Annotated in this window: 24 protein-coding genes; 19 read left to right on the plus strand and 5 right to left on the minus strand. The window is 60.7% G+C overall.

What is annotated here, in order from left to right:
* Positions 1-155 precede the first annotated feature (155 nt).
* From Q6D67_RS00165 to Q6D67_RS00175, 3 genes are read left to right on the plus strand one after another with little or no spacing between them, the layout of a single operon-like run.
* Positions 156-1,562: a TolC family protein gene (locus tag Q6D67_RS00165; RefSeq protein ID WP_304703458.1), complete on the plus strand. Its 1,407-nt coding sequence runs from the start codon at positions 156-158 to the stop codon at positions 1,560-1,562.
* Positions 1,562-2,929, plus strand: coding sequence for a multicopper oxidase family protein (locus Q6D67_RS00170; protein ID WP_304703459.1), 1,368 nt, complete (start codon positions 1,562-1,564; stop codon positions 2,927-2,929). The genes Q6D67_RS00165 and Q6D67_RS00170 overlap by 1 nt, the downstream gene beginning before the upstream one ends.
* An 11-nt stretch (positions 2,930-2,940) precedes the next feature.
* Positions 2,941-4,230: an MgtC/SapB family protein gene (locus Q6D67_RS00175; protein ID WP_304703460.1), complete on the plus strand. Its 1,290-nt coding sequence runs from the start codon at positions 2,941-2,943 to the stop codon at positions 4,228-4,230.
* On the opposite strand, the gene Q6D67_RS00180 is transcribed toward Q6D67_RS00175, so the two are convergent.
* The 5 genes from Q6D67_RS00180 to dnaA are packed head-to-tail and all read right to left on the minus strand — an operon-like array spanning position 4,214 to position 10,945.
* Positions 4,214-4,663, minus strand: a complete 450-nt coding sequence (locus tag Q6D67_RS00180; RefSeq protein ID WP_304703462.1) for an MOSC domain-containing protein — start codon at positions 4,661-4,663, stop codon at positions 4,214-4,216. The two genes, Q6D67_RS00175 and Q6D67_RS00180, sit on opposite strands and share 17 nt — an antisense overlap.
* 22 nt (positions 4,664-4,685) lie before the next feature.
* A complete protein-coding gene (gene gyrB, locus Q6D67_RS00185) occupies positions 4,686-7,103 on the minus strand; it encodes a DNA topoisomerase (ATP-hydrolyzing) subunit B (RefSeq protein ID WP_304703463.1) in 2,418 nt (805 codons plus the stop codon).
* Between the two features lie 55 nt (positions 7,104-7,158).
* Positions 7,159-8,328 carry a DNA replication/repair protein RecF gene (gene recF / locus Q6D67_RS00190; RefSeq protein ID WP_304703465.1) on the minus strand — a complete coding sequence of 390 codons (1,170 nt, stop codon included), beginning with the start codon at positions 8,326-8,328 and terminating at the stop codon, positions 7,159-7,161.
* Positions 8,329-8,337: 9 nt separating this feature from the next.
* Complete coding sequence (gene dnaN / locus Q6D67_RS00195; protein WP_304703467.1) at positions 8,338-9,444, minus strand: DNA polymerase III subunit beta; 1,107 nt, start codon at positions 9,442-9,444, stop codon at positions 8,338-8,340.
* 25 nt (positions 9,445-9,469) lie between these two features.
* The gene (gene dnaA, locus Q6D67_RS00200; RefSeq protein ID WP_370551901.1) at positions 9,470-10,945 is read right to left on the minus strand and encodes a chromosomal replication initiator protein DnaA; all 1,476 of its coding nucleotides are present in this window, start codon (positions 10,943-10,945) and stop codon (positions 9,470-9,472) included.
* Between the two features lie 564 nt (positions 10,946-11,509).
* Here dnaA and rpmH point away from each other — a divergent pair.
* The 16 genes from rpmH (at position 11,510) to atpG (ending at position 25,585) form a co-directional block, all read left to right on the plus strand.
* On the plus strand, positions 11,510-11,644 hold the full coding sequence (gene rpmH / locus Q6D67_RS00205; RefSeq protein ID WP_304703470.1) for a 50S ribosomal protein L34: 135 nt from the start codon (positions 11,510-11,512) through the stop codon (positions 11,642-11,644).
* Between the two features lie 15 nt (positions 11,645-11,659).
* The gene (rnpA, locus tag Q6D67_RS00210) at positions 11,660-12,064 is read left to right on the plus strand and encodes a ribonuclease P protein component (RefSeq protein WP_304703471.1); all 405 of its coding nucleotides are present in this window, start codon (positions 11,660-11,662) and stop codon (positions 12,062-12,064) included.
* Positions 12,064-12,291 carry a membrane protein insertion efficiency factor YidD gene (gene yidD, locus Q6D67_RS00215; protein ID WP_304703472.1) on the plus strand — a complete coding sequence of 76 codons (228 nt, stop codon included), beginning with the start codon at positions 12,064-12,066 and terminating at the stop codon, positions 12,289-12,291. The genes rnpA and yidD overlap by 1 nt, the downstream gene beginning before the upstream one ends.
* Before the next feature lie 18 nt (positions 12,292-12,309).
* A complete protein-coding gene (gene yidC / locus Q6D67_RS00220) occupies positions 12,310-14,037 on the plus strand; it encodes a membrane protein insertase YidC (RefSeq protein WP_304703473.1) in 1,728 nt (575 codons plus the stop codon).
* Between the two features lie 61 nt (positions 14,038-14,098).
* Positions 14,099-15,460, plus strand: a complete 1,362-nt coding sequence (gene mnmE, locus Q6D67_RS00225; RefSeq protein ID WP_304703474.1) for a tRNA uridine-5-carboxymethylaminomethyl(34) synthesis GTPase MnmE — start codon at positions 14,099-14,101, stop codon at positions 15,458-15,460.
* A gap of 498 nt (positions 15,461-15,958) precedes the next feature.
* A complete protein-coding gene (gene mnmG, locus Q6D67_RS00230) occupies positions 15,959-17,857 on the plus strand; it encodes a tRNA uridine-5-carboxymethylaminomethyl(34) synthesis enzyme MnmG (protein ID WP_304703475.1) in 1,899 nt (632 codons plus the stop codon).
* Positions 17,832-18,512 (plus strand): 16S rRNA (guanine(527)-N(7))-methyltransferase RsmG, encoded by a 681-nt coding sequence (gene rsmG, locus Q6D67_RS00235; protein WP_370551902.1) that lies wholly within the window; start codon positions 17,832-17,834, stop codon positions 18,510-18,512. Before mnmG ends, rsmG begins: the two co-directional genes overlap by 26 nt.
* Before the next feature lie 22 nt (positions 18,513-18,534).
* Positions 18,535-19,350 (plus strand): ParA family protein, encoded by an 816-nt coding sequence (locus tag Q6D67_RS00240; protein WP_304703477.1) that lies wholly within the window; start codon positions 18,535-18,537, stop codon positions 19,348-19,350.
* A complete protein-coding gene (locus tag Q6D67_RS00245; RefSeq protein WP_304703478.1) occupies positions 19,350-20,231 on the plus strand; it encodes a ParB/RepB/Spo0J family partition protein in 882 nt (293 codons plus the stop codon). The genes Q6D67_RS00240 and Q6D67_RS00245 overlap by 1 nt, the downstream gene beginning before the upstream one ends.
* A 140-nt stretch (positions 20,232-20,371) precedes the next feature.
* Positions 20,372-20,860, plus strand: a complete 489-nt coding sequence (locus Q6D67_RS00250; protein ID WP_304703797.1) for an ATP synthase subunit I — start codon at positions 20,372-20,374, stop codon at positions 20,858-20,860.
* 35 nt (positions 20,861-20,895) lie between these two features.
* On the plus strand, positions 20,896-21,774 hold the full coding sequence (gene atpB, locus Q6D67_RS00255; protein ID WP_304703479.1) for a F0F1 ATP synthase subunit A: 879 nt from the start codon (positions 20,896-20,898) through the stop codon (positions 21,772-21,774).
* Positions 21,775-21,812: 38 nt separating this feature from the next.
* Positions 21,813-22,049: a F0F1 ATP synthase subunit C gene (gene atpE, locus Q6D67_RS00260; RefSeq protein ID WP_027949997.1), complete on the plus strand. Its 237-nt coding sequence runs from the start codon at positions 21,813-21,815 to the stop codon at positions 22,047-22,049.
* A gap of 74 nt (positions 22,050-22,123) precedes the next feature.
* Positions 22,124-22,594, plus strand: a complete 471-nt coding sequence (locus Q6D67_RS00265) for a F0F1 ATP synthase subunit B (protein ID WP_304703482.1) — start codon at positions 22,124-22,126, stop codon at positions 22,592-22,594.
* Positions 22,595-22,607: 13 nt separating this feature from the next.
* Positions 22,608-23,144, plus strand: coding sequence for a F0F1 ATP synthase subunit delta (locus Q6D67_RS00270; protein WP_304703483.1), 537 nt, complete (start codon positions 22,608-22,610; stop codon positions 23,142-23,144).
* A gap of 16 nt (positions 23,145-23,160) precedes the next feature.
* Positions 23,161-24,705: a F0F1 ATP synthase subunit alpha gene (atpA, locus tag Q6D67_RS00275; protein ID WP_304703485.1), complete on the plus strand. Its 1,545-nt coding sequence runs from the start codon at positions 23,161-23,163 to the stop codon at positions 24,703-24,705.
* A 16-nt stretch (positions 24,706-24,721) separates the two neighbouring features.
* A complete protein-coding gene (gene atpG, locus Q6D67_RS00280) occupies positions 24,722-25,585 on the plus strand; it encodes a F0F1 ATP synthase subunit gamma (protein ID WP_304703487.1) in 864 nt (287 codons plus the stop codon).
* Positions 25,586-25,658 lie beyond the last annotated feature (73 nt).

Consider the following 25,658-nt stretch of genomic DNA (forward strand, 5'->3'; position numbering starts at 1 on the left):
GCCACGCACGGCTGTCGTCCCCGGCAATGTCGTTGCCGGCCTGCGCAATCCGCATCCTTTCCCATTGCTCAGACCCCCGGCCCACACTCCAGCCTGAATTCCCGACCACCTCTGGCACACGCAGGGGCTACTCTCTATAGCTGGAGAACTTACAGATGAAATACTCAGACTGCGCCCGCCGTATCGGGCTGGCGCTGGTACTGGTGAGCCTGGCGGCGTGCGTCAGCCAGCCGCCGGACCACGGGGCGGAACAGGCGCAGGCGGCATTGCTGGCCCGCGGGCTGGATACCAGCCTCCAGCAGGACCAGTTCGCCGGTGAACTGTCGCGACAGCAGGCGGTCCAGGCCGCTGTCCTTAACCATCCCTCCGTCAGGGCAGAATATGCCCGCCTCAATATCGCGGCTGCAGATGTCGTGCGCGCCAGCGAACTGCTCAACCCGCGCCTGTCCCTGAGCTGGCTCGATGTCAGTGGCGGCAGCAACGAGCTGACGCTGGGCCTGGCCCAGAGCCTGGCAGCCGTTATGCTGCGGCCCGCCCGCCAGCGCATTGCCGCCGCCGACTACGAGCTCGCGACACTGGCGCTGGCGGACAATTTGCAGGAACTGGCGCTGGCAACAGAGTCGGCCTGGTATGCGCTGGTGGCCGCGGAGCAGGGTCTACAGGTGCAGGCCCGCGCTTCCGACACGGCTCTGTGGGCGGACGAGCTGGGCTCACGCTTTGCCGCTGCGGGCAATATGGCACCGCTGCAGCGCGCTGAGCTGGCACGCAGCGCAGCGGAGGCCCGGCTGGAACTGCTCGACGCGGAGCGGCAGCGCGACCAGGCTCGTGCCCGGCTCGAGCAGCAGCTGGCACTGCACCATGAAGACTGGTCGGTGCCGACGACACTGCCGCTTCCTGCCACTGACGCACCAGACCCCGAGCAACTGGTAGCGCAAGCGCTGGACGCCCATCCGGCGCTACAGACTCTGGCCTGGGAACGGCGGCGTCTGTTGAGCGTCGGGGACAACGCCAGGAGAGAGAGCTGGCTGGACGAGGCGGAAGTGGGCGTGGAGCACGAGCGCTCGGGCGAGGAACGGGCAACCGGCCCGGAACTCGCTTTCCGCCTGCCACTCTGGCACCGCAATGCCGGTACCCGGCTGGCACTTGCCGCTGAACTGGAGCTGCTGGAAGCGCGCGAGGCCTCCCTGCGCGGCCAACTTCCGCGGCGACTGCGCCTGCAGTTGGGGGAGCTATCCCGCCTGCGTGAAGCGCTGGAGGTTAGGGAGCGCTTACTATTACCAGCCCTGGCGGCAGAGGTGGAAGCCCGCCAGGATCGGGTCAACTTCATGCTCGACGGGGTATTCAATCTGCTTGGCAGCAAACAGTCCGAACTCCGGGCCTGGCGCGATCACGTTGCAACCCTGGCCGAATACTGGCAGCAGCAAGTGGAGCTTGCCGACACTGCTGGACGCGCTGCAACTCCCGCGGGCGAGGGCCTGCTGGACGTGTCCGCAGTCGCACCTCCGGAAAGCAACAGCCAGGCCCCTGAGCAACAGGAACAACACCACGGGAGACACCACTGATGAAGCGCAGAGACTTCCTTGTGGCCAGCGGCAGCGTTCTGCCGGCACTGGCCATCACCCGGGCGATGGCCAACAGCGGCCACGTCCACACCAATCAGGGCGAGCCCACAGCGGGCCGTCGCGATCCACAGGGCTACATGCCAGTACAGACCCCCAACGGCTGGACGCTACCTCATCGCATGGTCGACGGGGTCAAGGAATTCCACCTGGTGGCGGAAGAGATTGAGCACGAGTTCGCCCCCGGGTCCAGGGCCAAGTGCTGGGGCTACAATGGCACCAGCCCGGGGCCGACCCTGGAAGCCGTGGAAGGCGACAAAGTGCGAATCTTTGTCACCAACCGGCTTCCCGAGCACACCAGTATCCACTGGCACGGCCTGATCCTGCCTTCCGGCATGGACGGCGTTTCCGGCCTTACCCAGCCGGCCATCCAGCCGGGTGACACCTTCGTCTACGAGTTCACCCTGCAGCAGCACGGCACCCACATGTACCACCCCCACGCGGATGAAATGGTGCAGCTGGCCATGGGCATGATGGGCATGTTCATCATCCATCCCCGGGACGGTGAACCCGAACACATAGACCGCGACTACGCCATACTCCTGCACAACTGGGCAATGCATCCCGGTACGTCGCGGCCGGACCCGGCGGTGATGGTGGAGTTCGATCTGTGGACCATGAACTCGAAGGTGTTCCCGGCCATCGACAGCCTGGTAGCCGGCAGTGGCGAACGGGTTCGGATCCGGCTGGGCAACCTCTCCATGTGGAACCACCCGATCCACCTGCACGGAGTACAGTTCCTGGTCACCGGTAGCGACGGCGGCCGCTGGCCCCGGGAGCAGTGGCGCAGCGAGGTCACGGAAATCATCGGCGTCGGCCAGATGCGGGATATCGAGTTTGTCGGGGTACCAGGTGACTGGGCCTTCCATTGCCACATGGCCCATCACACCATGAACCCGATGGGGCACGAGATTCCCAACACCCTGGGGGTGAATCAGGATGGGGTAGAAGAGAAGATACGCACGCTGCTACCGCGCTATATGGCCATGGGCGAGCACGGCATGGGCGAACATCAGGACCATACTGACAGTGGGCACATGACCGGGCCGCCCAACACCCTGCCGATGATGATGGGCGAGGGGCAATTCGGGAACATCGAAATGGGCGGCATGTTCACTGTGGTCAAGGTCCGGGATGGCCTGGCGGCAGGGGACTTCCGTGATCCGGGCTGGTATCGGCACCCCGAGGGTGAGGTTGCGCGGCGGGTCAGCGCCGATCCGGACTACGGCCAACCGGCCCGACGCGGTAAACTGGCGGGGCCGAACAGCTCGGATTTGCCGGTGCCGAAACGGCAGGGCCACCAGCACTGATACAGGAAGCGATGGAAACAGCAGATTACAGCCACTTGCTCAGTCAGTTCAGCAGTCTGGCCATGGCACTGGGTATCGGCCTGCTGGTCGGGAGTGAGCGCGGCTGGCACCATCGGGGCCACTCGGAGGGAGGTCGGGTCGCGGGTATCCGGACCTTTACCCTGGTTGCCCTGCTCGGGGGCGTGGTCGCGGTGGTTGCCCAGGCGCTGGTCCCGGGACGGGCGGCGCTGATCTGTGCCCTGGTGTTCATCCCGCTGGGCTTGCTGTTGACCGCCGGCTACGTCCAGGAATCCCGCCGCGACGGGGATGTGAGTATCACCACGGCAGTAGCGGCGATGGCCACCTACTGGCTGGGGACCATGCCAGCGTTTGCCCTGGCGTTGCCGGCGGCGGCCAGTGCCGTGCTGTTGACGCTGCTGTTACACCAGAAGGAAACGCTACACCGGTGGGTCGAGGTTCTGGATCGCCAGGAGCTGACCGGTACGCTACAGTTTCTGGTGGTCTCAGTGGTCGTGCTGCCGCTGCTGCCAGATCAGGATTTCGGCCCCTGGGGTGCCCTCAACCCGTGGCGCCTGTGGTGGATGGTGGTCCTGATCTCGGGTTTGTCGCTGGCGGGTTACTTCGCCATGCGCCTTGCCGGAACCCGGCGCGGGATTCTGGTGACCTCGCTGGCGGGCGGCCTCGCCTCCTCTACGGCGGTGACCATCAGTCTGTCACGCCTGCACCAGCACGACAGCCAAACCAGGCTGCTCAGTGCCGGCATACTTATCGCCTGCAGCACCATGTTCAGCCGGGTGCTGGTGGTCATTTTCGTGCTCAAGCGCGAACTGCTGTTGCCCGCCCTGCTGCCTCTCGGCGGCGGCATGCTACTGCTGCTGGGCGTGGCCCTGTGGCAGTTACGCCATTCCGGGGAGGGGGAGGTCAAGCCGCCGAACGTAAGTAACCCGTTTCAGCTGTTGCCGGCACTGCAATTCGGGGCGCTGCTGGCCGTGGTCATGGTGGCGGTAGAGGGCCTGCTGGACTGGTTCGGCGAACAGGGCCTCTACCTGCTGTCGATCGTGACCGGAATTGCCGATGTCGACCCCATAGTGCTGTCGCTGGCGCCGAAAGCGGACGCGGAGCTGTCTACCGCTCTGGTATTGATGTGTGTCTGCCTGGCTGCGGCAACCAACACTGTGATGAAAGGGATTTACTGTCGCATACTGGGCGGAGCAAAACTTGGCAACCGGGTGTTGTTGCCAGCAATCGCGTGCGCGACCTTTGTCATCGGTCTGGCGGCTGCGGTCACGGCGCTGCGCTGAGCAAATCCACGCGCTGGCCGAGACTGATTTCACCACCGGCGATGACGCGGCAGCAGACTCCACCACGCCAATCCGGATCGAGTGCGGCCCGCAATCCGGGCCGGGCCTGATCCATACGCTTACAGGGGTCGGTTTCGCAGGTAATTTGCAGCACCAGGTCACCCAGATGCAGGGTGTTCCCGACATCATCCGGAGTAAACTCTATCCCGCTGATAAACAGATTGGCCCGGCGTGTCATCCAGGGCAAGTCTTCGCCCAGCTCGGCACAGACCCTGGTCCAACTCTGCCGGCTCATCACTGTCACCTGACGTTTGCCTGGCCTGCCGCGAAAATCGCCTTCGACGCCCCTCTCCGGGGTTACCCGCGCCCATTCTTGGGTTTCCATCGGCGCCTTGGGGCGGGCGCGGATGGCGATCCCACACAGCTCAATCATCTCACTCACCCCCCGGCAGGCGTCAAACGTCCAGGTTGGCAACCGAAAGGGCGTTTTGCTCGATAAACTCGCGCCGGGGCTCCACGTGGTCACCCATCAGGGTGGTGAATATCAGGTCCGCGGCCATACCGTCTTCCACGGTAACCTGGAGCATGCGACGCGCCTCCGGATCCATGGTTGTTTCCCACAGCTGGTCGGGATTCATTTCCCCGAGACCCTTGTAGCGCTGGATGTTGTAGCCCTTGCGGGTCTCGGTCATCAGCCAGGTCAGTCCCTCCTCAAAACTACGGGTGGGCAGGGTCTTGTCGCCACGCTGGAAATACCCATCCTCGTCGATCAGGGTATTGAGCGTCTCCCCGAGAGCCACCATGCTGCGGTACTCCCCGGAAGAGAAGAACTCATGGCGATACTCAGTCTCGGTCTCCACGCCATGGGCGAGAAGCTTGACTACCGGAAAGTGGCTCTGCCGCTCATGATCCTTGCGCACCGTGACCGTATAGGCTGCACCCTTGGGTGCCACGGTGAGTAAGCGCTCACTTAGCTGCTCTGCAAAGGCAATAACAGCGGCTTCGTCCTGCATTTGCTCCGGCATCAGCTTCCCGCCGTACACCAGTTGCCACAGTACCGGTGGCGCGTAGAGACGGCCCAGACGCTCAATGGTGGCCGCCACTTTGCGGAACCGCGCAACCAACTCTTCCAGGCCCGCGCCGGTGACTGGCGGCGCCTCCGGGTTCACGACGATGGCAGCCCCATCCAAAGCGCCCTGGGTCAGATAGCTGTTCAGCGCTTCGTCGTCCTTCAGGTACTGGCTCTGCTTGCCGCGGGAAATCTTGTAGAGCGGCGGCTGGGCGATAAATATATGGCCGCGGTCGATCAATTCCCGCATCTGGCGAAAGAAAAACGTCAGCAGCAGGGTACGAATATGGGAGCCGTCTACATCCGCGTCGGTCATGATAATGATGCTGTGGTAGCGCAATTTGTCGGGATTGAATTCGTCCTTGCCAATCCCGCAGCCCAGCGCAGTGACGATGGTCCCGACTTCCGCTGAACCCAGCATCTTGTCGAAGCGGGCCTTCTCGACGTTGAGGATCTTGCCCTTGAGCGGCAGGATTGCCTGGAATTTGCGATTCCGTCCCTGTTTTGCCGAACCACCCGCGGAATCTCCCTCCACCAGGTAAAGCTCCGACAGGGCAGGGTCTTTCTCCTGGCAGTCGGCCAACTTTCCAGGCAGGCCCGCTATGTCCAGGGCGCCCTTGCGCCGGGTCATATCCCGGGCCTTGCGAGCCGCCTCACGGGCGCGGGCGGCATCCAGCATCTTGCCAACAATGGCCTTGGCTTCGCCGGGGTTTTCCAGCAGAAAGTCATTGAACTGACTGTTCATGGCCTGCTCCACCGCGGTTTTCACCTCAGAGGAGACCAGCTTGTCCTTGGTCTGGGAGGAAAACTTGGGATCCGGCACCTTGACCGAGATAATCCCGGTCAGCCCTTCCCGGGCATCATCACCCGTTGTGGACACCTTGGCCTTTTTCGCCATACCCTCCCGTTCAATATAGTTGTTCAAGCTGCGGGTGAGTGCAGCGCGAAAGCCTGCCAGGTGGGTCCCGCCGTCCCGCTGCGGTATGTTGTTGGTGTAACAGTAGATGTTTTCGGCAAAGGAATCATTCCACTGCAGGGCGATTTCCACGCCAATGCCGTCTTCCGTATCCAGCTGGAAATGGAAGGGTTTGTTGACCGGAGTCTTGTTGTGATTCAGGTAGTCAACGAAAGCGCGCAGGCCACCTTCGTACTGGTAGTTCTCCTCGCGGCCTGAGCGTTCGTCCTTCAGCCGGATATTGACCCCGGAGTTGAGAAAAGCGAGTTCCCGCAGCCGTTTACCCAACTGGTCAAAGTGAAACTCTATATTGGTGAAGGTTTCCGGGGAAGGCCTGAATCGCACAGCGGTGCCGGAACCCTGGGTCTCGCCAATAATGGCCAGCGGGGCCTGCGGCACACCGTGGACATAGATCTGCTCATAACGCTTGCCTTCCCGGCGAATCGTTAGCGTCAGCTCTTCGGAGAGGGCATTTACCACTGAAACGCCGACGCCGTGCAGCCCCCCCGACACTTTGTAGGAGTTGTCGTCGAATTTACCGCCGGCATGCAGCACCGTCATGATAACTTCGGCCGCAGAGACGCCCTCTTCGTGCATCTCTGTAGGGATGCCGCGGCCGTCATCGCTGACCGTTACCGACTCATCCGGGTGAATAACGATATCAATCCGGGTGCAGTGACCAGCCAGAGCCTCGTCGATGGAGTTGTCAACGAGTTCAAACACCATATGGTGCAAGCCGGTGCCGTCATCGGTATCACCGATATACATACCAGGCCGCTTGCGGACCGCATCCAGACCCTTGAGGACCTTGATACTTGAGGAATCGTAACTGTACTCGTTCTCGCTCATCAAACAACACTCACTTCAGCTTTCAGGTAGTCAACCCTTTGATTACGCGGCTTTTTTACGGGAGCGGCATGAAACCCGTTACCAAGTCCGGCCCTTCCTGGCCCGGAACCGGTGTTTCTTCACTCTCTCTCAGCTCTACCACAGCGCCACGTTCCACGTGGAACAGCGCCGGCTTCAGCCCCGCAGGCCACATGTGCTCAAGGTCGGCTTTGGCCACACAGGTGATAAAAACCTGTGCCTGCAGTCCGGCGAGCGCATCACACACCAAGCCACAATGCCTCGCATCCAGTTCTGCGGGCAGGTCGTCCACAAGATAGACACACGAGCCCTGACGCTTTTGTGACATCAACTGGCCCTGCGCGAGTTTCAACCCGCAGACCACCAGTTTCTGCTGGCCCCTGGACAAGGTCTCAGCCGCTGAATGCCCACTGGCTGTGACCTTGATGTCCGCACGCTGGGGGCCTGTATGTGTATACCCCTGGTCTGTATCGGCCTGAACACTGGCAGCCAACGCCTCGCTAAAATTCAGCGATCTGTCCCAGCCCTTGCGGTACCTGAGTTCCAACCCCCCAAGTGAAGGCGAGAGTTGCTCCATCATCGTTCTGAACCTCGGCGCCAAAGCTTCAAAGTACTGCAGCCGAAACTCATGGATCCTCTCGCCACTCTTCGCCAGGTCCCGTGTCCATACTGATAGTTCTGAGTGGTCAAGTTTACCATGCCGGAGCAGCTTGTTGCGCTGTTTCAAACACCGCTGAAACCTCTGCCACTCAGCAAAGAAGCGCTGTTCCACGTGGAACACACCCCAGTTGAGAAACTGTCGACGCGCGGCAGGTGCGCCGGTAAGCAGTTCAAAGCTCGCTGCGTTCAGGACCTGCAGCGGCAGATGCTCCACGAGTTCCGCGACAGAGCGAATCGTTTGCCCCCCCAGCTTGATCTGCACCTCTCCGGTCAAGGTCCGCTGCACAGCCACCGGAACCCGGCTCGCGCTGCCTGTGCCGGTATCGGCTGTCATGCCGTACACCGTGCAGTCTCGCTGACCGTGCTGAATCAAGGTTCGGGTTGCACCCTGACGAAAGCTGCGCGCCATGCCCAGCATATGCACCGATTCCAGAACACTGGTCTTGCCGCTACCGTTGGCGCCGAAGAAGATATTTATGCGCGACAGATCCTGCAGCGTTACCTGCTGCAGGTTCCGGACATGATGGATCTGGAGCTGGGTTAACAAGACACCCCGTCAGAGTCGCATGGGCATGACGACATACAGCGAATCGCCATCAACAGACTCTTCCAGCAGGGCACTGCTATTGGGATCGGACATGGACAACTTGACCTGCTCCCCACTGAGCACGCCCAATACGTCGAGGAGGTAACTCACGTTAAAGCCAATCTCCACCGAATCACCCTGGTATTCGACTGACACCTGCTCCTCGGCCTGCTCTTGCTCGGGGTTGTTGGCGACGATCTCAATAACATCAGGCGCCAGCTTGAGACGCACGCCGCGATATTTTTCATTGGACAGGATAGCCGTGCGGGTAAAAGCCTGACGCAGGTCCAGCCGCGAACCGATGATAATCTTGTCCGCTGCCCGCGGCAGGACACGCTCGTAATCGGGAAACTTGCCGTCTACCAGCTTGGAAGTAAAGGTAAAGTCCGTAGTAGTAGCACGTAGATGGTTGGTACCGAGAACCACGGCTATGTCTTCGCTTTCATCCAGCAGCAGGCGGGCCAGTTCCAGCACACCTTTCCGCGGCAGTATGACCTGAGTATCATCCTCCACGGGTACCGGGTCGGGGAGGGTGCACATCGCCAACCGGTGGCCATCGGTAGCAACCACCCGCAACCGACCAGCCTTGATCTCCAGCAGCATGCCGTTCAGGTAATAACGAACATCCTGCTGCGCCATGGCAAACCCGGTGCGCTCGATCAGACGCTTGAGCTGGCCCTGCTTGATGGTAAAACGGTGGGTGCCTGCACCTTCCTCGACGCTGGGAAAATCCCGGGCGGGCAGGGTAGAGAGGGTAAACCGGCTACGGCCAGAGCGCACCGTCACCTTGCTTTCTTCGACCGTGAAATCTATATCGCTGCCTTCCGGGAGCGATTTGCAGATGTCCACCAGTTTGCGTGCCGGCACCGTGACCTCACCCGGTGATGTCGCGGGCTTGGCGAGCTTGACCCGGCCAACGAGTTCTACCTCAAGGTCTGTACCCGAAAGCGAGAGCTGATCCCCCTCCAATACCAACAGCACATTGGAAAGAATCGGCAGCGTCTGCCGCCGCTCCACCACGCCCGCCACCAGATTGAGCGGCCTCAGCAATGCATCCCGTGAAATCGAGAACTTCATAGATCCAGGTTCCTTCCGTACGTGCCTACGTCGTCAGCGAGCGCAGCAAATTTTTGTAGTCTTCCCGAATATCGGAATTGGTTTCGCGAAGCTCCTTTATTTTACGGCATGCATGTAACACTGTCGTGTGGTCTCTGCCGCCAAAACTGTCCCCGATTTCCGGCAGGCTGTGGTTGGTCAATTCCTTGGCGAGCGCCATCGCAACCTGCCGCGGTCGGGCGACCGAACGACTGCGGCGACGGGACATAAGGTCTGCCACCTTGATCTTGTAATACTCCGCCACGGTCCGCTGGATATTGTCGAGGCTGACCTGCTTGTCCTGCAGTGCCAGCAGGTCCTTCAGGCTTTCCTTGATCAGATCAACATCCACGGGTTTTCCAGTGAAGTGAGCGCTCGCTATCACCCGCTTTAGCGCCCCCTCTAGCTCGCGCACATTGGAGCGGATTCGTTGGGCAATAAAGAAGGCGGCATCCGGTGGCAGATCAATCCTTGCCTGACTGGCCTTGTTCATGAGAATGGCCACCCGGGTTTCCAGCTCCGGTGGCTCTACCGCGACTGTCAGGCCCCAGCCAAACCGCGATTTCAGCCGCTCTTCCAGGCCGTCGATTTCCTTCGGGTAGCGGTCGCAGGTGAGGATCATCTGCTGACCGCCCTCAAGCAGCGCATTAAAGGTGTGGAAGAACTCTTCCTGGGAGCGGTCTTTTTTGGCAAAAAACTGGATATCGTCGATCAACAGGGCATCGACCGAGCGATAGTAGCGCTTGAAATCACTGATCGCATTGAGCTGTAGCGCCTTGACCATATCGGCGACGAAGCGTTCCGAGTGCAGATAGACCACCTTGGCTTCGGGATTCTGCTGCTTCAGCGCATTGCCCACTGCATGCATCAGGTGGGTCTTGCCCAAACCCACGCCGCCATACAGGAACAGGGGGTTATAGGACTCGCCCGGATTTTCGGCAACCTGTCGCGCCGCTGCCAGCGCCAACTGGTTGGATTTGCCCTCCACGAAATTGTCGAACGTATAGTGCTCTACCAGATGGTGCTGTTGCCCCAGCTCATCCGCTGCTCTGGCCCGTGGCGGAGGCGCTTCGCGACCGGCTGCTGTGCCGGCAAACCGCTCCCGGTTGGGCATTGCTGAGGCCATGGCATGCATGGGGACGGCGGGGCGCAATTCCGCCACATTGCCCCCACTGACAGCATAGCCCGATACGGCGGGGGCCATTGAGACTGCCTGGCCCTGGGAAACTGTACGCTGCAGAGCCTGGCCGCCCAGCTCTGCACCCTGCTGAACACCGATTTCCAGCACCAGGCTCAGAGAGACACCTGCGCCAAGCTCCTGCAACAACTGGTGTATACGCGGCGCAAACTTGTCGCTGACGAAGTCCTTGATGAAACGATTTGGCGCAAACAAGGTGAGCTGCTGCCCGGTTTGGCTCGCCTGCAGCGGACGTATCCAGGTATTGAATTGCTGCGAGGGCAATTCGTCCTGAAGTCTGCTCATGCATTGCTGCCATATTACATCAGGCAAAACACTCCCCTCGGGGCCTTTGATAACACCGGCCCTGCTCCAAATTCGGTCTGTTGACGTTCGAATACCTTGGTTATTAGGAACCCGGCTTTCTGCTGGCCGGTTGAGCGATCATACTCCCCTCGCGGCGAGTTATCCACACCTCTGGCAAATTTAATTGAGATTTAAATATCCTTACATATCAATCACTTAAATTGCATCTGCACGTTTTTTGACCAACGGCCCAATAGACCCACAGGAACATGTTTTTCTGTGGATAACCTGTTAATATGTTTTGTGAAACATGTGTGCTGTTGGCTACAGCCCGCGCCACTGCTCGCTTTTACAGCGCCGGGATAAATGGCAGGCGAGGGTTCCGCAGCAGCACCCGGGCTCCCTCGGGGCACACAAATAAAGACCTGCGCGCGCATTGAATTACGCGCGGCGTTTCTCTAGAATACCCAACCTTTTTTGCAGTCTGCCTTTCCGCACCCGCAAGCAACTCGGAGCGGCAACTCAGGTCTGCCTTCTATTTATTCCTACTACTGGATTTAAGTCATGAAAAGAACATTTCAGCCCAGCGTCATCAAGCGCAAGCGCACCCACGGTTTCCGTTCGCGGATGGCCACCAAGAGTGGTCGCCTGGTCCTGAGCCGCCGCCGGGCCAAAGGTCGCAAGCGTCTCGCCGCCTGATGAGCTGTCTGCTGCGTGGGCGCTATCGCTGATCGCGACGGGACTTCTGCCTCCTTTGGCAAGTCCAGGCGCCTGCTCACTGCAACCCAGTACCGGGCCGTTTTCGATGACGCTACTGTCAAGGCATCACACCGGAACCTGCTGCTGCTGGCGCGAATCAGTGAGACTTCGCAGTCCCGGTTAGGCCTGGTCATTGCCAAGAAAAACGTGCGCAAGGCCGTACAGCGCAATCGTATCAAGCGCGTGGCCCGTGAGCTGTTCCGACAGCTACCCCCGGCAGAACCACCGCTGGACGTTGTTCTGCTAGCTCGCCGGGGCCTGGATCAACTCGACAATACCGCGCTGTTCGCAGCCCTGGGGGAACAATGGCAGACGTTGCACCGGAAAGCTGCCAGAACCCAGCAACCGCGAGACAACTGATGCGCAAGCTCCTGATCGTCATCATTTCCCTTTATCGCTACACTGTCAGCCCCTTCCTCGGGGACAACTGCCGTTTCTACCCCAGCTGCTCCCACTACGCCCAGGATGCGATTGCCCTGCACGGAATATTCAGAGGCAGTTACCTGACACTGCGGCGCATCGGCAAGTGCCATCCCTGGCACGAAGGTGGAGCCGACCCGGTACCGCCCTGCAACCACACTCACTGACAAAGCTGACCACTGATTATGGATTTGCAACGCACTTTGCTGATCGGCGCTTTCGCCCTCCTGTCATTCATGTTGCTGACCGAATGGGTCGCGTTCAAGGACGCGAGCACCACCGCCTCCCAACCGACCGCGACGCGCTTGCTCAATGGCACTGAGAGCACTGTCGCAACCCTGCCGGAACTGCCTGCCGCAGACAGCCAGGCCGCCGTCAGCGGCGACAATGAGGATCTGCCCAGGGCGCCGCAATCCGCTGACGACGAGCCGATTACCAGCGTCGATGCGACCGCCGCGGACACGGAACAGCGTATCGTCCTGGTGCGCACCGATGTATTGCAACTGGCTATTGATCTGGTCGGTGGCGATATCATTGAACTGGCCCTGCCGGAGCACCTGGAAGAAATCGACCAGCCCGATCAGCCCTTTGTCTTGCTGGAACAGAACGACCGGCGCACCTATGTTGCCCAGAGCGGGTTGATTGGCCCCGATGGCATAGACAGTGATGCCAGGGCTCGCTACACCGCCGGCAGCCAGCACTACGAGCTTGCCCCTGACCAGGATACGCTGGTTGTTGACCTTCTCTGGCAGGGATCCAACGGGGTCAAGGTCAGCAAACGCTTCACCCTGCGTCGGGGCGATTACCTGATGGACGTCAGCTATATCATCGACAACGGCGGTAGCGAGCGCTGGCAGGGCAACCTGTTCGGGCAGATCAAGCGCGACAACAGTAAGGACCCAACCGCTGATACCAGTGGCATGGGCATGCAGCCCTTCCTCGGCGCTGCCATCACCCAGCCAGATGAGCGCTTTACCAAGTTCAGCTTCGATGACATGCGCGAAGAACCCTTCCGCGAGCAATTGCCGGGAGGCTGGATTGCCATGATCCAGCACTATTTCCTCAGTGCCTGGATACCCAACCCCGACCAGAGCCACACTTACAGTACCCGGGTCACGGCCAGTGGCTTCAATATTGCGGGCTTCACCAGCCCCGCCCTGGTGCTGGACCCGGGCCAGCAGGGTTCGGTGGGCGCGAGTTTCTATGCCGGGCCGAAGGATCAGTATCGGCTCCAGGAGATATCCCCCTATCTCGAGCTGAGCGTCGACTATGGCTGGCTGTGGTGGATTGCCCAGCCGCTGTTCTGGCTACTGACCAAGATCCACGGCCTGGTAGGCAATTGGGGTGTCGCCATTATTGCGCTCACGGTGCTGATCAAGGCCGCCTTTTTCAAACTGTCCGCCACCAGCTACCGCTCCATGGCCAATATGCGCCGGGTTGCACCCAAGATGCAGGATATCCGCGAGCAGTACTCGGACGACAAGACGAAACAGTCCCAGGCAATGATGGAGTTGTATCGGAAGGAGAAGATCAACCCGATGGGCGGCTGTCTGCCCGTGCTGGTGCAGATGCCCGTATTCATCGCCCTGTACTGGGTGCTGATGGAAAGTGTGGAACTGCGTCACGCACCCTTCGCCCTGTGGATCAACGACCTCTCGGTCATGGACCCCTATTTTGTGCTGCCGCTGCTGATGGGCGCCAGCATGTGGTTCATGCAAAAACTCAACCCGCCGCCAGCGGACCCGATGCAAGCCAAGATCATGCAGTGGCTGCCGGTCATCTTCACGTTCTTTTTCCTCTGGTTCCCGGCCGGGCTGGTACTGTACTGGGTGGTCAACAACCTGCTGTCGATGACGCAGCAGTACGTGGTCACGAAGCAGATCGAGAAAGGAGCCGCCAAGCCCAAGGCCTGACGCAGCGGTACCCCGCCAACCCGGGCCAGCCTATACTGGCGCCATGAGCTCTGCCCTCAGCATGGATGAAGATACCATCGCCGCTGTCGCGACCGCCCCCGGCCGTGGCGGCATCGGCATCATCCGCCTGTCGGGACCGGCTGCCAGACGCATTGCGGAGGAACTTGCCAACACCCTGCTGCAGCCCCGACACGCGCATTTCTGTACCTTCCGCGGCGCCGGCGGCGACCCTCTCGACACCGGCATAGCCCTGTTTTTCCCCGGCCCTCACTCCTTCACCGGCGAAGATGTCGTGGAGCTGCAGGGCCATGGCGGGCCGGTGATCATGGACCTCCTGCTCCGGGCCTGCCTTGCCGCCGGTGCCCGCCAGGCACGGCCAGGGGAGTTCTCCGAGCGCGCCTATCTCAACGACAAGCTGGACCTCGCCCAGGCAGAGGCCATCGCGGATCTGATCAACAGCACAACGGAGCAGGCGGCGCGCAATGCTCACCGTTCTCTGCAGGGGGATTTTTCCCGCCTGGTAAACGAGCTGGTAGAGGGCGTCACCCGGCTTCGAATCTATGTCGAGGCGGCCATCGACTTTCCCGAAGAGGAGATTGATTTCCTCGCTGATGGCCGTGTTGCAGGAGAATTGCAGGTGCTGACCGAGAGGTTGCAGGCAGTCCTGGACAGCGCCCGTCAGGGCAGCCTGTTGCGGGAGGGTATGAAGGTGGTGATTGCCGGCCGGCCCAATGCCGGCAAATCCAGCCTGCTCAATGCGTTGGCCGGACAGGATACTGCCATCGTAACCCCGGTCGCCGGAACCACCCGCGATGTGCTGCGGGAATATATCCAGCTCGACGGCATGCCCCTGCACATAGTCGATACCGCGGGCCTGCGCGACAGTACCGACGCGGTCGAACAGGAGGGGATACGCCGCGCGCAGGCTGAAATCGCCAGCGCTGACCGGGTCTTGCTGGTGCTGGATATGACCCGGGAGGATCTGAATGTACCTCCTTCCGAGCTGTGGCCGACGGAGGCAGGCACCCAGCCCGCAACCATCCCCGTCACCGTAATCCACAATAAATGTGACCTGGCTGCGTTGCCCCCAACCCTCGAGAAAGCGGGCACGCACACGATGATCCGGCTGTCTGCCAGGCAGGGAGACGGCCTTGATTTGCTGCGCCAGCATCTCAAGGACAGCATGGGCTACCACGAGGGTGACAGCGGCACCTTCAGCGCCAGACGCCGTCACCTGCAGGCTCTGCAGCAGGCTGCCGATTTTCTGGACAGCGGCCGCAGACAACTCGAAGAGGCCGGAGCCGGAGAATTGCTGGCAGAGGACCTCCGGGCCTGCCACGACGCACTCGGCACGATTACCGGAAAAATCAGCAGCGACGAATTGCTCGGTGAAATTTTTTCCAGTTTCTGCATCGGGAAGTAGCAAAAACGATTCCCCACAGCTTACTCACAGCTTGGCGACTAATTCCCCACAGGTTCTCCCCACATGACAGTGCATAAACCTGCACCTGCATAACACTGTGGATAGCCCGGTGGTCAAAGCGGTAGTGACATCGGGGTAACCCTGCCACCTGAGCAAGGTGCGGCCGTGACCGGCAATTCCCTCCCCAGCCCGCGCACCGCTTGCGGGCGCCAGAAACAGTGCTTTCAAACAGGGTTACAGGGTTCGCAAGCTACTGATTCAAAAGACTTAAAAATGGATACCCACAGAAGCCTCCGGCACCATCAGTAACTACATTAAATATATATATCTATATACAAGATATAAGTAATACCTGACTGTGAATGGCCTGGCACCACTCCTGCAAATAATCCACCGGCCGACAATCAATTAACGGAACATATTTTGAACAAGTAGCGTTGCGGCCGTATAATCCGTCGCCCGGCCAACCAGATCCGGGTTAACCAGAGGCAGGCAGGCGTGGAATACCAGCAAACATACGACGTGATCGTGATCGGCGGAGGCCACGCCGGGACCGAGGCATGCCTTGCTGCTGCACGCATGGGCTGCCGTACCCTGCTGCTCACCCACAGTGTCGACACCCTGGGCCAGATGTCCTGCAATCCCGCCATCGGCGGCATCGGCAAGAGCCACCTGGTGCGCGAGGTGGACGCTTTGGGTGGCGCCATGGCACGGGCCACTGACCGGGCCGGTATCCAGTTCCGGGTGCTCAATGCGCGCAAGGGCCCAGCGGTCCGCGCCACCCGCGCCCAGGCGGACCGGGTGCTGTACCGCAACGCCATCCGCGAAATACTCGAATCCCAGCCCGGCCTGGCGATTTTCCAGCAGCCCGTGGACGACCTGCTGATCGAAAACGGGCGTGTCGCGGGTGCCATCACCCAGATGGGCCTGACGTTCCGGGCTCCTGCCGTGGTGTTGACCACCGGAACGTTCCTCGGCGGCAAGATCCATATCGGGCTCGAGAATAGTGCCGGAGGCCGCGCCGGGGATCCGCCGTCCATAACCCTGGCCCGGCGTCTGCGGGAGTTGCCTCTGCGGGTGGAACGGCTGAAAACCGGCACCCCGCCACGGCTTGACGCGCGCAGCGTCGATTTCAGCCAATTGGAAGAGCAGTGGGGTGACCCGGACGCGCCGCCGATGTCCTTCCTCGGCAACACCGGCCAGCGCCCGGAACAGCGTTGCTGCTGGATTACCCATACCAACGCTGCCACCCATGACATCATCCGCGGCGGCCTGGATCGATCGCCCATGTATTCCGGTGTTATCGAGGGCATCGGGCCGCGCTATTGTCCCAGTATCGAGGACAAGATCCACCGCTTTGCCGACAAGACCTCACACCAGGTGTTTGTTGAACCGGAAGGGCTAACCACCAGCGAGTTGTACCCCAACGGTATTTCCACCAGCCTGCCGTTCGATGTTCAGTACGCCCTGGTTCGCTCCATTCGCGGGTTCGAGAACGCCCACATTACGCGGCCCGGCTACGCCATCGAGTACGATTTTTTCGATCCCCGGGACCTGGACTATTCCCTGCAGACCCGAGCCGTACCCGGCCTCTACTTTGCCGGCCAGATCAATGGTACTACCGGCTACGAAGAGGCCGCTGCACAGGGTTTGCTGGCGGGTCTCAACGCGGCGCTTGCGGTGCGGGGCCAGGAACCCTGGTGCCCGCGCCGGGATGAGGCCTACATCGGCGTACTGGTGGACGATCTCATCACCATGGGCACCCTTGAGCCCTATCGCATGTTCACCTCACGCGCGGAGTACCGGCTGCTGCTGCGGGAAGACAACGCCGACCTGCGCCTGACCGGCAAGGCCCGTGAACTGGGCCTGGTGGATGATGTACGCTGGGACCGCTTCGCCCGCAAGCGCGATGCCATCGAGCGGGAAACCCGGCGCCTGGCCACCACCTGGCTGCACCCGGCAACCCCGGAAGCGGCAAGCCTGGAACCGAAACTAAAGGCCCCGCTGACCCGTGAATATTCGCTGGCCGACCTGTTGAAACGCCCGGGGATCAATTATCGCGATATCGCCGGGCTCAAGGGCGAGCCGCTGGCTGATCAGCAGGCGGCCGAGCAGGTGGAGATTCAGGCCAAGTACGCAGGCTATATCGATCGCCAGCAGGACGAGGTAGAGCGCTTGCGCCGTTTTGAAAACACCATACTACCTGCATCACTGGATTACGCCGGGGTCGACGGTCTGTCGCACGAGGTGCGGCAAAAGCTGAGCGAGTCCCGGCCCGATACCCTCGCCCGCGCGGGGCGCATACCCGGGGTCACCCCAGCGGCGCTGTCGCTGCTGCTGATCTATCTGAAGAAGCGCGGTGCCCTGGACCGTGCGACTGACCGCAAATCTGCCTGATTTGGATACCGCACTCGCTACCCTGCTGTACCGGGGAACAGCAGCGTTGGAGCTGACCCCCACAAGCGGGCAGCAGACGCAATTGCTGGCTTATCTCGCTCTGCTGTGCAAGTGGAACCAGGCCTACAACCTGACCGCGGTCCGCGATCCTGCCGCCATGGTAACCCGCCACCTGCTCGACAGCCTGGCGGTAGCCCCCTGGCTGCGCGGGTCGTATTGCATCGATGTCGGTACAGGCGCGGGACTGCCCGGAGTACCGCTAGCCATCATGTTTCCCGAGCGCGAGTTCCATTTGCTGGACAGCAACGGCAAAAAGACCCGGTTCCTGTTTCAGGTGCAAACCGCACTGCCCCTGCCCAATATCACTATCCACCATGCAAGGGTGGAGGATTTCCGGCCCCAACGGCGTTTTGACGCGGTGCTGTCCCGAGCCTTTGCCTCGCTGGCGGATATGATTGCCGGTACCCGGCATTTACTGCGGCCGGAGGGTGTGTTCCTTGCCATGAAAGGCGCGCGCCCGGATCATGAGCTCGAGGCAGTCGCGGAGCAGTGCCGCGTGCGGGGTGTGCACCCGCTGGCGGTCCCCGGGCTGGATGAACAGCGTCATCTGGTGGAGCTTTCCCTCGCCGCCACTGATATCCTCAACCCGCATTAGCCGATCAACCGGGGAAAGTGTTTTGGCCAGAATTATCGCAATTGCAAACCAGAAGGGCGGTGTTGGTAAAACCACCAGCTGTGTAAACCTGGCCGCATCCCTGGCAGCCATGAAAAAACGCCTGCTGCTGGTGGACCTAGACCCCCAGGGTAATGCCACCATGGGCAGCGGCGTGGACAAACATGCCGTCGAGCGCAGCGTCTATGATGTGCTGGTGCATCGCGCGCCGGTACACCTGATCACCCAGCGCGCGCCGGAGGGGGAATTCGATGTGCTCCCAGCCAACAGCGACCTCACCGCGGCCGAGGTTGAACTGATCGAAATTGAACACCGGGAGCGTCGCTTGAGCGCCGCGCTGCAGGAAGTCCGTGAGCGCTACGACTACATCCTGATCGACTGCCCGCCATCGTTGAACATGCTGACGTTGAACGCTCTGGTGGCTGCGGACGGCGTGCTGATCGCCATGCAGTGCGAGTATTTTGCGCTGGAGGGCCTGTCCGCGCTGATGGGCACTATCCGGCGGATCGGTGAATCAGTGAACCGGGAGCTGCAGGTCGAGGGGATCCTGCGCACCATGTATGATCCTCGCAACAGCCTGACCAACGAGGTATCGAGCCAGCTGCACCAGCATTTCGGCGACGCCGTCTATCGCACGGTGATCCCGCGCAACGTACGGCTGGCCGAAGCCCCCAGTCACGGTCTCCCGGCGATGTACTATGATCGCTACTCCCGCGGCGCCAAAGCCTACATGGCGCTGGCGGGTGAAATTATCCGGCGTGAAGAGAAACGCCTGCAGCTTCCTGCCAGTGCACTGGCGGCGGACGAGGGGACAGCCTGATGTCGGCAAGAAAAAAGGGTCTTGGCCGCGGTCTGGATGCGCTGCTTGGGGCCGGTAATGTCAGCCAGGCGTCGGGTGATGCCGCTGCGGGGGCCGACGAGCACCATATTCTGAAAGAAATCCCTGTCGACCTTATCCAGCGCGGCAAGTACCAGCCACGCCGTGATATCGACCCCGAATCCCTGCAGGAGCTGGCCGAGAGTATCCGCGCCCAGGGCGTCATGCAGCCGATCGTGGTGCGGCCGATTTCCGATCGCAAGTACGAGATCATTGCCGGGGAGCGGCGCTGGCGTGCCGCCCAGCTTGCCGGCCTGGATCAGGTGCCGGCGGTGATCCGCGACGTCAGCGACGAGTCGGCGATCGCCATGGCCCTGATTGAAAATATCCAGCGGGAAGATCTCAACCCCATCGAGGAGGCAGTCTCCCTGCAGCGGCTGCAGCAGGAGTTTGAACTGACCCAGCAGGAAGTCGCCGACGCAGTCGGCAAGTCCCGCTCCACGATCGCCAACCTGTTGCGGCTGATGTCGCTGCAGGAAGACGTACGTCTGCTGCTGGAGCGGGGGGATATGGAGATGGGCCATGCCCGGGCACTGCTGGCACTCACCGGAATGCAGCAGTCACAGGCCGCGCGTACGGTGGTGGGCAAGGGGATGTCGGTACGACAGACGGAAGCCCTGGTGCGCAACCTGCTGGTGCGGCAGGAGTCGCCAACCGAGGCGCCGGCACAGCTGGATCCAAATATCCGTCAGCTGCAGGACGATCTGTCCCAGAGACTTGGCGCCAGGGTCCAGATCCAGCACACCGCCAAAGGCAAGGGCAAGCTGGTGCTGAACTATAACAGCCTGGATGAGCTGGATGGCATCCTCGGCCATATAAAATAGTCCGGACCAGAGGCCACCACAGTATCTTGTGGTTCAGTGGGTGGCCACTACCAGATACTGTGCAGATCGGGGTCAAGGGTGCAAAAATAGGTAAATATGTCGCAATCTTGCCGGCAACTACAGCGAAATATCGGCAGTCCATGCCTTGCGTTGCGGTTGAACCTGCCCGCTATTACTCCTATAATGCGCGCGCCCAAAACGAGGAACTGTCGCGTGGCAAATGGTGCGGGGTCCGGCCAGTGGTTCGCAGGAATGTGAGCGCATATCCGGTCCCTCCGGTCCATCGCGTAACCCTGGCTCAACTGGCCACGCTTGTTCCCTTATGCCTGCTGGTATGGCTGGCCCTGGATCAGACAGTGGCACTGTCGGTCCTGTGTGGAGGTGTTGTGGCCGTGGCGCCGCAGGTGTGGTTTGCCGACAGACTGTTTCGCTCCAGGGGAGCGCGGTCTGCGCCGGAATTGGCGCGTTCGGCACTGGGTGGAGCAATCGGTAAGTTCCTCTTGAGCGTGGCGGGGTTCGCCGCGGTGTTCGCCCTGCTGAGACCGGTCGCCCCGGTCGCCGTGTTTGCCGGGTATGTCGCCATGTTGGCGGTACAAATGACAGGAAGCTGGCTGCTGTTGAAGCTGTAGCCCGCAGAAACGAACCGAAACAAGAGTTGTGATCGATGGCAGGCGAAAACCAGACCGTTTCAGATTACATTGTCCACCACCTGACCAACCTGACCTACGGCAAGTTGCCCGAGGGCTATGAACGCTATGACGGTTCCATCGTCGCTGACGGTGGCGCCTGGGTCATGGCGCACGGCGGTACCGAAGCCGCCGCAATGGGTTTTACCGCGATCCACGTCGATTCCATGGTCTGGTCGATCGGTCTTGGTATCGTCTTCAGCTGGATGTTTTACAGCGTGGCCAAAAAGGCCTCCTCCGGCGTACCCAGCGGCTTCGTCAATGCGATTGAAATGATCGTACAGTTTGTCGACAACACCGTCCGCGACACATTCCACGGCCGCAACCCCCTGATTGCACCTTTATCCCTGACCATATTTGTCTGGATTTTCCTGATGAACCTGATGGATCTGGTGCCGGTGGATCTCGTGCCCGAGCTGCTGATGTTGCTGGGGGTCGAGTACCAGAAGATTGTGCCCTCAACTGATCCCAACATTACCTTTGGCCTGTCTATCGGTGTGCTGATACTGATTCTGTACTACTCGATCAAGGTAAAGGGCTTCGGCTTCGCCAAAGAGTTGGCACTCAACCCATTCAACCATCCGCTTTTTATCCCCGTGAACCTGTTCATGGAGATTGTGGGCCTGCTGGCCAAGCCTTTTTCGCTCGCTCTGCGTCTGTTTGGCAACATGTACGCTGGCGAGATGATCTTTATTCTTATTGCTGCCCTGTTCAGTGCCGGTCTGGCCTGGATGGTGCCTGCCGGCTTCCTGCAGATTGGTTGGGCGATTTTCCATATTCTGGTAATCACCCTGCAGGCGTTTATCTTCATGGTGCTGACGATCGTGTATCTCAGCATGGCCCACGAAGACCACTGATTCACTTAAACTTTGCCTTTTAACGCTAGGAGAAAATCATGGAATTAGTTCTTATTGCTGCTGCAATTATGATCAGCCTCGGTGGTCTGGGCGCCGCTATTGGCATCGGCATGCTGGGCGGCAAGCTCATCGAAGGTTCTGCCCGCCAGCCCGAGCTGGCCCCCAAACTGCAGGTGACCTTCTTCCTGGGCGCTGGCCTGGTAGACGCGATTCCGATTATCGGCGTTGGTCTGGCCATGTACCTGATCTTCGTTGTTGCACCCGGCATGGCCTGAGCAAGAGCCCCGCAACAATATCGTGAGCGGGGCGGCCACACCGGCTGCCCCTTCATATCTGTGAGGAGTACGGCGTGAACATCAACCTTACGCTTATCGGACAGGTAATCGCCTTCTTTGGCTTCGTGTGGTTCTGCATGAAGTTTGTCTGGCCGCCGATCATTGCGGCCATGCATGAGCGCGAAAAGAAAATCGCAGACGGCCTGGCTGCAGCGGACCGCGCCAGCCACGATCTCGAGCTGGCGCAGGAAAAGGCACTTGAGCGCCTGAAAGAAGCCAAGCACGAAGCCTCCGGCATCGTCGATTCCGCCAACAAGCGCGCCAACCAGATCGTGGAAGAGGCCAAGGTCGCTGCCAAGACCGAAGCGGAACGGGTGAAGGCCTCGGCGCAGGCGGAGATCGACCAGGAAACCAACCGTGCGCGGGAAGCCCTGCGTTCACAGGTCGCGGCCCTGACGATGGCCGGCGCCGAGAAAGTACTGGGCGCCACCATTGACCACGACGCACACGCGGACCTGGTCGAAAAGCTGGCTGCAGAACTCTGATGGTGAGGACCTTATGGCGGAACTGACCACACTGGCTCGTCCCTATGCCAAGGCGGCCTTCGCATATGCCCGCGACAACCAGGCTTTGGCTGAATGGCACGCGCAGTTGCAAACGGTCGCGGCGGTGGTTGCAGACAGGCGCATGCAGGCGCTGCTGCGGGATCCGTCCCGGGACGGGCACGAACTGGCTACGATGCTGGCGGATGTGTGTGGCGACGCCATCGGCGATCCGGTGCACAACTTCCTTGCAGTGCTCTCGGAAAACAAGCGGCTGAGCCTGCTACCCCAGATCACCGTGCTGTTTGCCGGCTACAAGGCCAACTTCGAGAAATCGGTGGATGTAGAAGTAGTGTCCGCCTTTGAGCTCGCGGATGAAATGACGCAGAAGCTGGCGGCCGCACTGGGCAAGCGCCTGCAGCGGGAAGTGAACGTGCACAACACAACTGACGCAAGCCTGTTGGGTGGTGTGTTAATCAGAGCCGGCGATCTGGTGATCGATGGCTCCGTGCGTGGCCGGCTGAACAAGCTGGCGACGGCGATGAATTTGTAGGATTGAGGAACAGAGCATGCAGCAACTGAATCCGTCAGAAATCAGCGAGATGATCAAGCAGCGAATTGACCAGCTTGATATCTCTTCTGAAGCGCGCAACGAAGGCACCGTGGTGTCGGTCAGCGATGGTATTATCCGCATCTATGGCCTTACCGACGTCATGTACGGTGAGATGATAGAGTTCGAGGGCGGCCTCTTCGGCATGGCGCTGAACCTCGAGCGCGACTCCGTAGGCGCAGTGGTCCTGGGGGACTACAAGACGCTGGCGGAAGGGCAGTCCTGCCGCTGCACCGGCCGTATTCTGGAAGTGCCGGTTGGCCCCGAACTGCAGGGCCGCGTAGTTGACGCCCTGGGTTCGCCGATCGACGGCAAGGGGCCCATTAATGCTGCCCTGACTGACGCCCTGGAAAAGGTTGCCCCCGGCGTTATCGCTCGCCAATCGGTTGATCAGCCGGTGCAAATCGGCCTCAAGGCGATCGATGCGATGGTGCCGATTGGCCGCGGCCAGCGCGAGTTGATTATTGGCGACCGCCAGGTGGGCAAGACCGCCATCGCGGTGGACGCGATCATTAACCAGAAGGGTTCGGGCATCAAGTGTATTTATGTCGCCATCGGCCAGAAGGCGTCCTCGGTCGCTTCCGTGGTGCGCAAACTGGAAGAACACGGCGCCATGGAGCACACTATCGTGGTTGCGGCCACGGCGGCCGATCCGGCGGCGATGCAGTATCTGGCGCCCTTTGCCGGCTGCACCATGGGCGAGTACTACCGCGACCGCGGCGAGGATGCCCTGATCATTTATGACGACCTCACCAAGCAGGCCTGGGCCTATCGCCAGATCTCCCTGCTGCTGCGCCGTCCCCCGGGCCGGGAAGCTTATCCCGGTGACGTGTTCTACCTGCACTCACGCCTGCTGGAACGTGCAGCCCGGGTCAACGTCGCTTATGTAGAGGAGTTCACCAAGGGTGAGGTGAAGGGCAAGACAGGCTCCCTGACGGCATTGCCGGTGATCGAGACCCAGGCCGGTGACGTCTCCGCCTTCGTCCCGACCAACGTGATCTCCATTACCGACGGCCAGATCTTCCTGGAAGCTGACATGTTCAACGCCGGTGTGCGTCCAGCGATGAACGCCGGTATCTCCGTATCCCGGGTCGGCGGCGCTGCCCAGACCAAGATCATCAAAAAGCTGTCCGGCGGTATTCGTACCGCACTGGCCCAGTACCGGGAACTGGCGGCATTTTCCCAGTTCGCCTCTGACCTCGACGAAGCGACCAAGGCCCAGCTGGATCAGGGTGCGCGCGTCACCGAGCTGATGAAGCAGGGCCAGTATGATCCGCTCAGCATCGCCGAGATGGGTATCGTGCTGTACGCGGCGAACGAAGGTTTCCTGAGCGATATCGAAGTCGACAAGATCGGTGACTTTGAATCCGCGCTGCTTTCCTACATGCACGCCGAGCACGCCGACCTGATGCAGAACATCGTCGATACCGGCGACTACAACGACGAAATCGGGGCGAGTTTCAAAGCAGCGCTGGAGAAGTTCAAAGCCACGCAAACCTGGTAAGCCCGAGGACAACCAGATGGCAGTCGGAAAAGAAATCCGGACCAAGATCACCAGTATCCGGAGCACGCAGAAGATCACCAGCGCCATGGAAATGGTCGCGGCGAGCAAAATGCGCAAGGCCCAGGAGCGTATGGCGCTGGGCAAGCCTTACGCGCGTCGCATGCGTTCGGTAGTTGGGCACATTGCCAACTCCGCGCCGGAGTATCGCCACGCCTACATGGTGGAGCGCGAGGTCAAGCGTGTCGGCTTCATCGTCGTTTCTACTGACCGCGGCCTCTGTGGCGGCCTGAACATCAACCTGTTCAAGGCCACCGTAAAGGCCATGAAGGGCTGGGCCGACCAGGACGTTGGTATTGACCTGTGCCTGATCGGCGCCAAGGCAGCCGCTTTCTTCAAAAGCTATGGCGGCAACGTTACCGCTGCGGTGCGGGATATCGGTGAAGATCCCACCCTGGCGGCCCTGATCGGCAGCGTGAAAACGATGCTGGATGCCTACGAGAACGGGCACATCGACCGCCTGTTCCTGGTCAGCAACGAGTTCGTCAACACGATGACCCAGACCCCCGCTGTGGAGCAGCTGCTGCCGCTGGAGGCCGAAGACAACGCCGAGATGAAGCACCACTGGGACTACATCTACGAGCCCGACGCGATGGTGCTGCTTGAGCGTCTCCTGACCCGCTACATCGAGTCCCAGGTGTACCAGGCAGTGGTTGAAAACGGCGCCTGTGAACAGGCGGCACGGATGCTGGCAATGAAGAACGCGACGGACAACGCCGGCGACCTGATCGACGACTTGCAGCTGGTCTACAACAAGGCGCGCCAGGCATCGATTACCCAGGAGCTGTCGGAAATCGTCAGCGGCGCCGCGGCTATCAGCTAAGGCGCAATTGCAATACATTCGGTGCCGGCAGGACAGTCCGGCTGGCGCCAGACAGAATTGAACTTTGATGCAG

Origin of the sequence: Haliea sp. E1-2-M8 (genome assembly GCF_030649675.1) — a bacterium.
Classification (GTDB): Bacteria; Pseudomonadota; Gammaproteobacteria; order Pseudomonadales; family Halieaceae; genus Haliea.